The 12,354-nt window shown below is 72.9% G+C and carries 8 protein-coding genes; 3 read left to right on the top strand and 5 right to left on the bottom strand.

Features of this window, described 5'->3' with window-relative positions:
• Nucleotides 1-20: 20 nt before the first annotated feature.
• The 4 genes from FH610_RS28685 to FH610_RS28700 all read right to left on the bottom strand — a co-directional run bounded on the left by FH610_RS28685 (nt 21) and on the right by FH610_RS28700 (nt 6,666).
• Entirely contained in the window at nt 21-1,769 is a 1,749-nt protein-coding gene (locus FH610_RS28685) for an NAD+ synthase (RefSeq protein ID WP_139578142.1), read from the bottom strand.
• A gap of 50 nt (nt 1,770-1,819) precedes the next feature.
• Nucleotides 1,820-3,310 carry a BTAD domain-containing putative transcriptional regulator gene (locus tag FH610_RS45505; RefSeq protein ID WP_139578143.1) on the bottom strand — a complete coding sequence of 497 codons (1,491 nt, stop codon included), beginning with the start codon at nt 3,308-3,310 and terminating at the stop codon, nt 1,820-1,822.
• A gap of 81 nt (nt 3,311-3,391) precedes the next feature.
• Nucleotides 3,392-5,416, bottom strand: a complete 2,025-nt coding sequence (locus tag FH610_RS28695; RefSeq protein WP_139578144.1) for a sensor histidine kinase — start codon at nt 5,414-5,416, stop codon at nt 3,392-3,394.
• Nucleotides 5,417-5,487: 71 nt separating this feature from the next.
• Nucleotides 5,488-6,666 (bottom strand): MDR family MFS transporter, encoded by a 1,179-nt coding sequence (locus FH610_RS28700; RefSeq protein WP_240809250.1) that lies wholly within the window; start codon nt 6,664-6,666, stop codon nt 5,488-5,490.
• Between the two features lie 73 nt (nt 6,667-6,739).
• Here FH610_RS28700 and FH610_RS28705 point away from each other — a divergent pair, with 73 nt between their 5' ends.
• Nucleotides 6,740-7,702, top strand: coding sequence for an ArsR/SmtB family transcription factor (locus FH610_RS28705; protein ID WP_139578145.1), 963 nt, complete (start codon nt 6,740-6,742; stop codon nt 7,700-7,702).
• Here FH610_RS28705 and FH610_RS28710 read toward each other — a convergent pair whose 3' ends face one another.
• Entirely contained in the window at nt 7,703-9,790 is a 2,088-nt protein-coding gene (locus FH610_RS28710; protein ID WP_139578146.1) for a sensor histidine kinase, read from the bottom strand.
• A 246-nt stretch (nt 9,791-10,036) separates the two neighbouring features.
• On the opposite strand from FH610_RS28710, the gene glnA reads away from it, so the two are divergent.
• Together glnA and FH610_RS28720 are read left to right on the top strand one after the other, a co-directional pair.
• On the top strand, nt 10,037-11,398 hold the full coding sequence (gene glnA / locus FH610_RS28715; RefSeq protein WP_139578245.1) for a type I glutamate--ammonia ligase: 1,362 nt from the start codon (nt 10,037-10,039) through the stop codon (nt 11,396-11,398).
• A gap of 160 nt (nt 11,399-11,558) precedes the next feature.
• Nucleotides 11,559-12,317, top strand: coding sequence for a hypothetical protein (locus FH610_RS28720; protein WP_139578147.1), 759 nt, complete (start codon nt 11,559-11,561; stop codon nt 12,315-12,317).
• The last annotated feature ends 37 nt before the right edge of the window (nt 12,318-12,354 follow it).

Here is a 12,354-nt window from a genome sequence, read left to right on the forward strand (position 1 = left end):
CGCACCCGGGACGTGCGCGTTTAGAGGCGCTCGCGCCAGCGGGTGGTGATGGGCAGGCGGCGGTCGCGGCCGAAGTTCTTGGGCGTGATCTTCGGACCCGGCGGGTACTGACGGCGCTTGTACTCGGCCAGGTCGACCAGGCGGATGATCTGTGTGACCAGCTCGGGGTCGTGATCGGCCGCGACCAGCTCGTCGCGGCCCATGTCCCGCTCGACGTAGTCGCGCAGCAGCCGGTCGAGCACCTCGTACGGCGGGAGCGAGTCGGTGTCGCGCTGGTCGGGCCGCAGCTCCGCGCTCGGCTCCTTGGTGATCGAGTTCTCCGGGATCGGGGGCTGTCCCGGCTGGGCGTTGCGCCACTCCGCGAGCTTCCAGACCACGCTCTTGAGCACGTCCTTGATCGGGGCGAACCCGCCCGCCGAGTCGCCGTACAGCGTGGAGTATCCGGTGGCCAGCTCGCTCTTGTTGCCGGTGGTCAGCACCAGGTGGCCGTGCTCGTTCGACAGGCTCATCAGCAGCATGCCCCGCACGCGGGCCTGCAGGTTCTCGGCCGCGAGGCCGTGCAGCTCGATCTCCTTCTCGAACGCCGAGACGATGTCGGCGATCGGGACGACCTGGGAGTCGACCCCCTGGCGGCGCACCAGCTCCTCCGCGTCGGTGATCGAGTGGTCCGAGGAGTAGCGCGAGGGCATCAGCACCACATGGACCCGCTCGGGCCCGACGGCGTCGGCGGCGATCGTGGCGACGAGGGCGGAGTCGATGCCGCCGGACAGGCCGAGGATGACCGACTGGAAGCCGTTCTTGCGCACGTAGTCGCGCACGCCGAGCACGAGCGCCTTGTAGATCTCCGCCAGGTCGTCCAGCCGCTCGGCGACGACCGGCGCCTCCGGCTCGTACGGCTCGACCGGCGCGGCCGACAGCAGCACCCGCTCGACCGTGATGACCGTGCCGTCGTGCGCGTCGTGGCGCGACTCGCCGAGCTCGCCCGTGCCCTCCGGGAGCTCCAGGTCGGTGACGAACAGGTCCTCCTCGAACTGCGGCGCGCGGGCGACCAGTTCCCCGGAGGCGTCCACGATGAGCGAGTCGCCGTCGAAGACCAGCTCGTCCTGGCCGCCGACCATGTTCACGTACGCGAGCGCGCAGCCCGCCTCACGGGCCCGCCGCGCGCACAGCTCCAGCCGCACGTCGTCCTTGTTCGTCTCGTACGGCGAGCCGTTGGGGACGACGAGCAGGCCGGCGCCGGCCTCGGCGACCACCGAGACGGGACCGCCGTCCTGCCACAGGTCCTCGCACACGGCCACGGCGACGTCCACGCCGTGCAGGCGGAAGATCGGCAGGCGGTCGCCGCGCACGAAGTAGCGGTACTCGTCGAACACTCCGTAGTTCGGCAGGTGGTGCTTGGCCGACTTCGTCACCACGCGGCCCTCGTGGAGCAGGGCGACCGCGTCGAGCGGGGCGCCCTTGGGCTGTCCCACGCGCGGGGCGAGGTCGGCCCGGTCGAGGTAGCCCACCACGACGGGGAGGTCGCCGAGACCCTCGTCGGCGAGTCGCGTGGCCGTCTTCGACAGCGCCGTGATCGACGCCTCCACGAACGACGACCGGAGCACCAGGTCCTCGGCGGGGTAGCCGGTCAGGAACATCTCGGGGAACACCACGAGGTGCGCGCCGCGCTCGGCGGCCCTGCGGGTCCACTCGACGAGCATGTCGGCGTTGCCGGCGATGTCACCGACGACCGGATTGGTCTGGGCGAGAGCGATACGCAGTTGAGCCACGGTCCCACCCTAAGGCGTCCGATTCTTTGTCGTCAAAGCGACGATAAGGGTCAGGCGCCGGGCGACCCGGGGCTGACCAGCCCTCTTTCGTACGCCAGGACCACGAGCTGGGCGCGGTCGACCAGGCCGAGGCCGCGCAGCAGCGCCGTGACCTCGTCGGCGACCTCCTGCTCCGGCACGGCGAGCGTCATCGCGATCTGCCGGTTGGTGAAGCCCCGGGCGACGAGCTTGATCAGGTCGATGTCGGAGTCGGACAGGCCTTCCGGCGCCGCCGGGTCCCGCCGCCCGGCGAAGGCCGCGATGAGGTGCGTGGTGACCGCGGGGTCGAGCAGCGCGTCACCCGCGACGGCCGCCCGGACCGCCGCGATGAGCTGCTCGGGTGCGGAGGTCTTCAGCACGAAGCCGCTCACTCCGGCCCGCAGCGCGGCGTAGAGGTTCTCGTCGGTGCCGAAGGTGGTCATCATGATCACCTTCGGTGGCGCCTCCGCAGCGAGGATCCGCCGGGCCGCCGCCAGGCCGTCCAGGCGCGGCATCTGGATGTCCATGAGCACCACGTCGGGCCGCGCCGCCTGGACGAGCGCGATCGCCTGCTCGCCGTTCTCCGCCTCCCCGACGAGGTCGAGCCCCGGCTCGCTGTCGAGGATCACCTTGAGACCGGTGCGCACCAGCGCCTGGTCGTCGGCGATCAGCACGCGCAGGGCCGCCACCCCCGGCACGGACGGCGTGGACGGCTCCACACCGTGCCCGCTCAGCGGCCCGTTCAGCGGCCCGCCGGCGGCCGGATCGGGGGCGTCCAGATGCTCGGCCTGCACGAGGATGTCCTGCTCCAGCCTCTGCAGGGTGGGGCCGAGGTCGAGCCCGAGTTCGTCGCGCAGCGCCTCCCGGGCCCGGCGCAGCGCGCCGAGGGCGTCACCCTGCCGCCCGGCGCGGTAGAGCGCGAGCGCCAGCAGCCGCCAGGCCTCCTCCCGCAGCGGGTGCGCCGACGCGTGCGCCTCCAGGTCGGGGATCATCGGGCCGGTGCGGCCCAGCCGCAGCGCGGCGTCCGCGCGGCGCTCCACGGCGAGCAGGCGAAGCTCGTCCAGCCGCGTGGCCTCGGTCTGCGCCCAGGCCAGCTCCTGGAACCCGGCGAGCGCGGGCCCGCGCCACAGGGCGAGGGCCGTCTCCATCCGCTCCAGCGTCGCGGCCGGGCCCTCGTGGTCGCTCTTGACCAGGTGCTCGAAGTGCCAGGAGTCCACGTCCTCGACGCCCGCCCGCAGCGCGTAGCCGGGCGGGGCCGACACCAGGACGCCGGCCTCCTCGCGCGGCGCGCGGTTCGGTTCGAGCGCCCGCCGCAGCCGGGAGACGTACCCCTGGATCGTGGACAACGCCTGGGCCGGCGGCTCGCCGGGCCACAGTTCGTCGATCAGCACGCTCACCGGTACGGCGCGCCCTCCGGCCACGAGCAACCGGGCGAGCACGGCCTGTTGCCGCTGGCCGCCCAGGTCGAGCGTCTCGCCATCGGTAATCGCTTCGAACGGCCCAAGAGCACGAAAAGTCACCATCGCACGGTAAGCGTAGAGGCAGTGGCACTCCCGGTCGTGCCGAGCGCCTCTCGGTTGGGTCACGAGGCGGGCGGCGGGCGCTCAGGCGGTGAGCGGGAACCGGGCCTCGACGACCGTGCCGCCGGTGTCGGGGGCGGCGACCACGCAGCTTCCGCCCAGCTCGGCCGCCCGCTCGCGCATCGAGGACATGCCGACCCCCGCGCGCAGCCGGGCGGGCGGGCCGATGCCGTCGTCGGCGACCGTCACCCGTAGCTCGCCGCCGCCGTCCCCGGCCGGGGGACGTGTGACGCGGACCTCGACGCGGGTGGCCCGCGCGTGACGGCGCACGTTGTTCAGCGCCTCCTGCACGATGCGGTACACCGCGACCTCCACGGCGGCGGGCAGCCCGGCGAGATCGCCGTCCACCCCCACCGAGACGTCCTCGACGCCGTCCGTCCCCGCGGGCAGCGTCTCCTCCGCCAACGCCCGTACGGCTCCCTCCAGCCCCAGGTCGTCGAGCGCCGGGGGCCGCAGGCCGTACACGAGCTCGCGGATGTCGCCGGCCACCGCGTCCATGCCGACCCGCAGGTCCCGTAGCAGGTCGTCGGCGGTGTCCGGCGACTTGGCCAGGCTGATCCTGGCCAAGTTGATCGTCATCGCCATCGCCCCGAGCGTCTGGCCGAGCCCGTCGTGCAGGTCGCGGCGCAGCCGCCGGCGCTCCTCCTCGCGGGCGGCGAGGATGCGCTCGCGCGAGCGCTGGAGGTCGGCGGCCATCCGCACGGCATGGGCCACGTCGGCCACGTAGGGGAGCAGCGTGGAGAGCACCCGCTCGTCGTGGGCGGGGGCGAACCGCCGTGTTCCGGGCGGGCCGACGAGCAGCCGGCCCACCGGCTCGCCGTGCCAGACCAGCGGCACCTCGCGCGGCGACGGCCCGACCTGGCCGCTCTCGACGTATCGCGGCCTGCCGTCGGCGATCTCGACGGCGACCCCGTCCACGGCCAGGCCCTCGCGCACGACCGTCACGACCGACGCGAGCGCCTCGCCGGGGTCGGCCCGCCGCACCTCCTGCGTCAGCCGCTCGGCGAGCAGCGCCGGATCGCCCACCCTGCCGTAGAGCGCGCGATCGACCACGCGCTGCAGGGCGCGGCGCAGCGGCTGGAAGAACGCACCGGCGAACAGCGCCGCCGCGAGCCCGCCCACCTGGTGGTACCCGGACACGACCAGGCTGGAGACCGCCCCGGCCCCGAAGTAGACGGCGCTGATCGTGCCCAGGAGCCCGGCGGTGACGAACGTCCGGCTGATCACCGTGTCGATGCCGTACAGCCGGTAGCGCAGCACCGCGAAGAGGATTCCGAACGGGATGAGCGCCGTCCACAGCGTCGCGGGCAGCCACATCGCGGGGCCGAGCAGGTACAGCGCCACGTACACGGCGAAGATGGACAGCGGCCAGGCGATCTGCCGCCGCGTCACGGGATCGGCGCGCCGCAGCCGGAGCACGAGCGAGGCCAGCGCCGCCACCACACAGACCTGGATCACGTACTGCAGGACGTTCCACGCCGTGCCGTAGTACGGGACGAGGCCTCTGACCTGCAGCGGGTTGTGGATCACCTCCGGCCAGTCGTACGCGGCAGGGTCGGGGTCGGGCCGCAGCAGGCCCAGGACGACCTCGGCGAGGGTGGCGACGGCGCCGGCGGCGACGACCACGCGCCAGCCGCGGGAGGGGAGCGACCCGGTGGGAGAGTAGAGCGGAACCATGACCGCCAGCAGCAGGCCCGACACCGCCCAGCAGATCAACTGGATGGCCCGGGCCGTGATGGCCGCTCCCATGTCGCCCTGCGAAGCCCAGTGGAACATCAGCGCCGTGAAGGCCACGTTGCCCGACCCCAGCAGGCCGCCCACGCAGATCAGCCAGGCCGTGCTGAGCCGGGGCCGCTGGGACACCAGGAACGCTCCCGTGAGCGGGAACGTGAGCGCGACGCCGAAGTCCGGCGTCAACGGCGGGTGCGGCTGCCACTCCGCGGGGATCCGGACCTGGACCAGCACCCCCACGAGGGTCAGGACCAGTGCCACGGCCGCCATCGCCCAGGCCACCGCCCGCACGGGAAAGGCAGGGGGGTTCTCGTCCATCCTGCGAAGGATTATGTCCTGTCCCGTTCCGTCCTGACCAGGAAACGGCCAGCGCGTGAGTCCCTGCCGACCTAGACCGTCTGGGCGGCGCGGCGGCGGACGGCGCGGCCGATGAGGAGCTGGCCCGCCGCCGCGAGCAGGCCGAGGCCGCCGAACAGGGGCCACACCAGCCCGGGGGCGGCGGCCAGCAGCCGGGTGCCCACCAGGGGAGCGAGCAGGGAGCCGGCCGACCAGGCCAGGCCGTACAGGCCCGAGTAGCGCCCGCGCAGGTGGGGCGGCGCGAGCGTCGCGACGATCGCCCCGGGGATCCCGGCCGTGAGCACCTCGCCGAGCGTCCAGACGGCCACGGCCGCCGCGTGCCCGGCCGCCGACGACACCAGCGAGGTCAGCGCGAACCCGAGCCCGACGAGCGCGAACCCGGCCGCGAGCACCCTGGACGGGTCGAACCTGGCCAGCCACGAGTTCGTGAGCGGCTGGACGACCACGATCAGCAGGCCGTTGACCGCCATCGCCATGCCGTACGCGCTCGTCGGCAGCGTGCTGTACGCCTGCAGGTAGACCAGCGCGTATGCCAGGTTGCCCAGCACGAAGGCCAGCATGAGGCGGTCGCGCAGGACGTCGGCGAACCGGCCGGGCTGCGCGTCCTCGCGGACCGGGCGGGTCTCCGGGATCGCCCGCCACACGAGGAGGCCGAAGATCAGGCAGGTGACGGCGTCCACCCAGAACAGCACCGTGAAGCCCGAACGGGCGAGCCAGCCGCCGGCCACCATGGCGACCGAGAAGCCGAGGTTGATGGCCCAGAACAGCAGCCCGAACGCCCGGGGCCGGTCCTCCGGCGCCACCAGGTCGGCGACGATCGCCTGCGACGCCGGCCGGTAGGCGTCCACCACGATGCCCAGCACGAGCATGCCCACGACGAGCCCCGGCACGCTGGTCGTGTAGCCGAGCGCGATCATGGTGACGGCCGTGGCGACCATGCCGCCCGTGAGCGTGACCCGGCGCCCGAGGCGGTCGGCCAGCCATCCGGCGACCGGCTGCGACAGCAGCGATCCCACGCCGAACATCGTCATGACCAGCCCGGCGGTGGCGAGGGAGACGCCGCGCGCCTGCGTGAGGTAGATGCCGATGAACGGCTCCACCATCGTGCCGAGCCGGTTGACGAACGATCCGCCGAACAGCACCCAGAACGGACGGGGCAGGCCGCCGACCTTCGACTGGATGAAGCCGGTCCTGCTGATCACAGTGGTCACGGCGTCCACCCTTGGACAATGGGGACGTCCCATGCCAATCTTTTAGCCCTGGCTGAAACATGGGGGGACGGCCGTGGCGGTGGAGTGGCGGTTCACGCCGGAGGACGTGGCGCGGCTGCGCTTCGCGTTCTCCCCGATGTGGGAGCTTGTCGCCAGCCTCCGGGTGCTGCGCGCCCCCGGCCGTCACTCGCTGCACCTGCCGTGGCTGCGGGCCGTACGGCCGCGCCTGCGTGAGGTGGATCTCAGGGATCTGTTCGCGCTGGTCCCGGTGAGCGGCTACATACCCGACTTCCTCACCCCGCCGCCCGACACCCCGCTGCCGGACTTCGCCGCCGAGCTGGAGCGGGTGCGCGCCACGCCGCCCTCCACGGCGTACGAGGAGATGGTGTGGGTGCAGACGCCGGATCCCGCGGCGCTGCGGCGGTTCGCCGACGACCCGGCGGAGGGCGTGCGGCGGGTGGCCGGCCAGCTGCGGGAGTACTGGACGGTCGCGTTCGAGGAGTTCTGGCCCGGGATCCGCGCGCTGCTGGAGGCCGACGTCATGTGGCGGGCCCGCACGCTGGCGGCCGGGGGAGTGCGCGAGCTGTTCGCCGACCTGCATCCGGGCGTCGCCTGGCACGGCGACCGGCTCGTCACGGCCAAGAGCTGCGACTATGACGGCGACCTCGGCGGGGACGGCCTCGTCCTCGTGCCGAGCGCCTTCTCCTGGCCGGAGGTCTGGGTGATGTACGAGCCGTACCTGCCGATGCTGTGCTACCCGGCGCGGGGCGTCGGGACGCTGTGGTCGGACGGCACGCCCTGCACGCCGGAGGCGCTGGCCGCGCTCATCGGCCGCACCCGGGCGCAGGTGCTCACCGCGCTGGCCGAGCCCGGCTCGACCACCGGGCTCGCCCGGCGGCTGGGCCTCACGCCGGGCGCGGTCAGTCAGCACCTCGCCGTGCTGTCCGACGCGGGCCTGGTGGCGCGGCGGCGGCTCGGCCGCGAGGTGCTCTACCGGCGGACACCCGTCGGAGAGTCGCTCGCCGCCGTCTGCTGATCACCCCAGGTCGGGTGGCGCGGGCACGGCGGGCAGCCGGGCCGTGACCGTCGTGCCGCGGCCGGGTTCGGAGGTGACGGCGCAGGTGCCGCCCAGCTCGGCCGCCCGCTCGGCCATCGAGCTCATGCCCACGCCCGACCTGCGGCCCGGCGGCAGTCCCACGCCGTCGTCGGTCACGACGACCCGCAGCTCGCCGTTCCTGTGCAGGACCACCCGCACCCGCCGGGCCCGCGCGTGCTTGCGTACGTTGGTCAGCGCCTCCTGCACGATCCGGTAGGCCGCCACCTCCACGGCGGCGGGCAGCCCGGTCATGTCCCCGGTCACCTCGACCTCCGCGACCGACTCCCCGCCGGCGGCCAGGCCGGGGCGCGCCTCCTCCGCCAGGGCCCGTACGGCTCCCGCCAGCCCCAGATCGTCGAGCGCGGGCGGACGCAGGCCGTACACGAGCTGGCGGACGTCGGCGGTGACGCTGTTCATGCCCTCGCGCAGGTCCCGCAGCAGGGTGTCGGCCGTCTCCGGGGACCGTTCCAGGCTGCGGCGCGCCATGTTGATCGTCATCGCCATCGACGCCAGCGTCTGCCCGAGCCCGTCGTGCAGGTCGCGGCGCAGCCGCCGCCGCTCCTCCTCCCGGGCCGTCAGGATGCGCTCGCGGGAGCGCTGCAGCGCGGTGGTCAGCGACACCGTGTGCGCGGCGTCGGCGACGTACGGCGCCAGCACCGCGATCACGCGCTCGTCGTGGGCGGCGGGGAAGCGGCGTCCGCCCGGCGGGCCGATGAGCAGGCGGCCGACCGGCTCGCCGTGCCAGACCAGGGGCACCTCCCGCGCCACGGGCCCGGGCCGCCCGCTCGCCGTGACCGTCCCGTCGATCTCCACCGCTATGCCCGTGACCGACAGGCCCTCGCGCAGCACCTCCAGGGCGGCCAGCAGGGCGTGCGCGGGGTCGGCGTGCTGCAGCCGCCGCCGCAGCCCGGCGGCGAGCGCGAACGGGTCGCCGCCCCTGCCGTACAGCGCGCGGTCGACGAGGCGCTGCAGGCCGCCCCGGATCGGATGGAAGAACGCCCCGGCGAACAGGGCCGCGGCCAGGCCGGCGAACCGGTCGACGCCGGACAGGATCAGGCTGGAGCCCGCCCCGACGAGCACGTAGACGGCGGCCACGACGCCGACCAGGCCCGCCCCGACGAGGGCCCTGCTGATCAGCGTGTCGATGCCGTACAGCCGGTAGCGCAGCACGGCGACCGCGATCGCGGCCGGCACCAGCGGGAGCGTGAGCGAGGCGGTCCACCAGACCGGATAGCCGATCACCCACGGGATCACCACCCCGGCCATGGCCACCAGGGGCCACAGGATCTGGCGGCGCTCGATCCCGTCGGCCCGGTTGAAGCGGACGACGAGCGAGGAGAACGCCAGCGCCATGCCCACCGCGACGACCGTGTGCATCACCTGCCGGGTGCCCTGGTAGTACGGCGCGAAGGCCGCCACCTCCAGCGCGTTGTAGCCGGTGCGCACGCTCGACGGGGCGATCAGCGAGCACAGCCAGTCGAGGGCGAGGGCCGTGGCGGTCACGCCCCCGGGCACGCACCACCGCTTGGACAGGATGCGCCCGGTGGGGTAGAGCAGCGGCAGCAGCACGCCGAGCGCGTACGTCGTGAGGTTCCACACGCCGTCGGCGAACACCCAGAGCGGGTGGACCAGCGGATGGCCGCCGCTGTGGACGAGCAGGGTCGCCGTGTTGGCGGCGAGGATGTTGGCGGCCGAGCCCAGGCCGCCCAGGCACAGCAGCCAGCCGAGCAGCAGCCGGGGCCGCGAGATCACCAGCAGCGCGCCGAAGATCGGGAACGTGGTGCCCGCCACGTCCTCGGGCGCGAACGGCAGCGGCGTGTAGGGAGCGTCGGGCAACTGGGCGGTCACCCAGATGTCGGCGAGCTCCAGGCAGATCGCCACGCCCGCGATCGCCATCGCGACGGCGGGCCCGAACGCCCGCACCCGGCCCGGCCAGTCGAGCGCCCGCAGCCGCAGGAGCCGGGGTTCCGCGGAGTCGAGCAGCGGTCGTGCCACGGACGTGGGCTCCTTCGGGTTGTGCACCGGCATGCCGGGAGGGTAGGGCGCGCGGGTCGACACCCGATCAACGCCGGATCAACAGCAACGACGACCCCGCCATGGGTTTTGTTCGCTGTGATCTACGTCACCTGATCCACCCGTCCCTCCGGGCGCCGTAGCCGTCCCAGGTCCGCTGTGATCCCCAGGACAGCCGGCTCACACTCCCTCGTAACCCCTGTGAAACACTCAGGAGGCAGACTGGTAGGCGACCAGACCTGTAACTCCGTGAGGTACGCCTTGGACCGCCAGCAGGAATTCGTCCTCCGCACGCTCGAAGAGCGAGACATCCGGTTCATCCGGCTGTGGTTCACCGACGTGCTCGGTTTCCTGAAGTCGGTGGCGATCGCGCCGGCCGAGCTGGAAGGCGCCTTCGCCGAGGGCATCGGCTTCGACGGCTCGGCGATCGAGGGCTTCTCGCGGGTCTACGAGTCGGACATGCTGGCCAAGCCCGACCCGTCGACGTTCCAGATACTGCCGTGGCGCAGTGAGTCGCCGGGCGCCGCCCGCATGTTCTGCGACATCCTGATGCCGGACGGCTCGCCGTCGCACGCCGACCCGCGCTTCGTGCTCAAGCGGACGCTGGCCAAGGCGGCCGACATGGGCTTCACGTTCTACACCCACCCCGAGGTGGAGTTCTTCCTGCTGCGCAACCGGCCGGAGAAGGGCGACAGGCCCCAGCCCATCGACGAGGGCGGCTACTTCGACCACACTCCGCACAGCGCGGGCCACGACTTCCGCCGCAACGCGATCATGATGCTGGAGTCGATGGGCATCTCGGTGGAGTTCAGCCACCACGAGGGCGCGCCGGGCCAGCAGGAGATCGACCTCCGCTACGCCGACGCGCTGACCACGGCCGACAACATCATGACGTTCCGGCTGGTCATGAAGGAGGTGGCGCTGGAGCAGGGCGTGTGGGCCTCGTTCATGCCCAAGCCGTTCACGGACTACCCCGGGTCCGGCATGCACACGCACATGTCGCTGTTCGAGGGCGACCGCAACGCCTTCTACGAGCCCGGCGCCGACTACCAGCTCTCCAAGATCGGCCGGTCGTTCATCGGCGGCCTGCTCCGGCACGCGGCCGAGATCACCGCCGTGTGCAACCAGTGGGTCAACTCCTACAAGCGGCTGTGGGGCGGCGCCGAGGCGATCGCCGGGGCCGGCGGCGAGGCCCCCGCGTACATCTGCTGGGGGCACAACAACCGCTCCGCGCTCGTGCGCGTGCCCATGTACAAGCCGCACAAGGGCGGCTCGACCCGCATCGAGTTCCGGTCGGTCGACTCCTCCTGCAACCCCTACCTCGCCTTCGCCGTCATCCTGGCCGCCGGGCTGAAGGGCATCGAGGAGGGGTACGAGATGCCGCCGGGCGCCGAGGACGACGTGTGGGCGCTGACCAGCGCGGAGCGGCGGGCGCTCGGCATCCAGCCGCTGCCCCAGTCGCTGGACGAGGCGATCGCGGCGATGGAGCACAGCGAGCTGGTCGCCGAGACGCTGGGCGAGCACGTCTTCGACTACTTCCTGCGCAACAAGCGCGCGGAGTGGCAGGATTACCGCCGACAGGTGACCGAGTACGAACTCGGCCGCTACCTGCCCGTGCTCTGACGGAGATCACTCCGTCACCGCGGTGTTACAGCCCGCAAATCTTTCTGACACTCCCGTCTGTTTGGCTGGTCCCTACGCCGGAACAGTAAAATCGGTTCACTTGTTACGACTTTTACGGGTGAGCCGTATCAAGACGTGACTCAGGGAGGGCGTGGGCCATATGACGGCGGCTGCGGGGCTGCAGACCGTTCTGACCGTACCGAAGCGTTTCCGGGGACCCGAGGGCACCGCCAACGGCGGCTGGATCGCGGGCACCCTCGCCGGCACGCTGACCGGGGGCGGTCACGACTCGCCGGTGGAGGTCACCCTTCGTAAACCGGTCCCGCTGGAGACCGCCCTGTCGGTCGAGCACGTCGGCAACGCCGTCGTCCTCAGTCAGGGCGACGAGCACCTCGTCGAGGCGATTCCCGTCGCCGAGACGCTGACGCCGCCGCCGTTCGTGCGGTTCACCGACGCGGCCCGCGCGGAGGCGGGCTTCCCCGGCAGGCACGGCCACGCGATCGCGGGCTGCTTCGCCTGCGGGCTGCGCGAGCCGGGCGACGGGCTGCGCATCTTCCCCGGCCCGGTGGAGGATCCCGCGGAGGGCGGCGAGCTCGTGGCCGCCGGCTGGCGGGTGCCGTTCAACGTCACCGACGAGCAGGGCGTGGTCCCCGACTCGATCGTCTGGGCGGCGCTGGACTGCGCCACCGGATGGGCGCACTACCGCAGCTTCCCGGACCGGCGGCCCATCCAGCCTCCGCTGCTCGGGCGGCTGACCGGGCAGGTGTTCCGCCGGGTCTACCCGATGGGCCGATACTCGGTCGTGGCCCGGGCGGAAGGCCGCGACGGCCGCAAGCTGTTCGGCACGAGCGCGGTCTACGAGGTGGACGGCGCGCTCGTCGCCGCCGCCAAGGCGACCTGGATCCTGCCCCGCCAGTGACCCGGCCCTGCCGGTGATGCCGCCCTGCCGCACGTGA

Origin of the sequence: Microbispora catharanthi, assembly GCF_006334915.2 — a bacterium.
GTDB classification, from domain to species: Bacteria; Actinomycetota; Actinomycetes; order Streptosporangiales; family Streptosporangiaceae; genus Microbispora; species Microbispora catharanthi.

What these genes read in the sequence shown, in the direction of transcription:
- FH610_RS45505 (WP_139578143.1), bottom strand. Translation starts at nt 3,310, where the DNA reads ATGGTGACTTTTCGTGCTCTTGGGCCGTTCGAAGCGATTACCGATGGC.
- FH610_RS28710 (WP_139578146.1), bottom strand. Translation starts at nt 9,790, where the DNA reads ATGCCGGTGCACAACCCGAAGGAGCCCACGTCCGTGGCACGACCGCTG.
- FH610_RS28720 (WP_139578147.1), top strand. Translation starts at nt 11,559, where the DNA reads ATGACGGCGGCTGCGGGGCTGCAGACCGTTCTGACCGTACCGAAGCGT.
- FH610_RS28695 (WP_139578144.1), bottom strand. Translation starts at nt 5,416, where the DNA reads ATGGACGAGAACCCCCCTGCCTTTCCCGTGCGGGCGGTGGCCTGGGCG.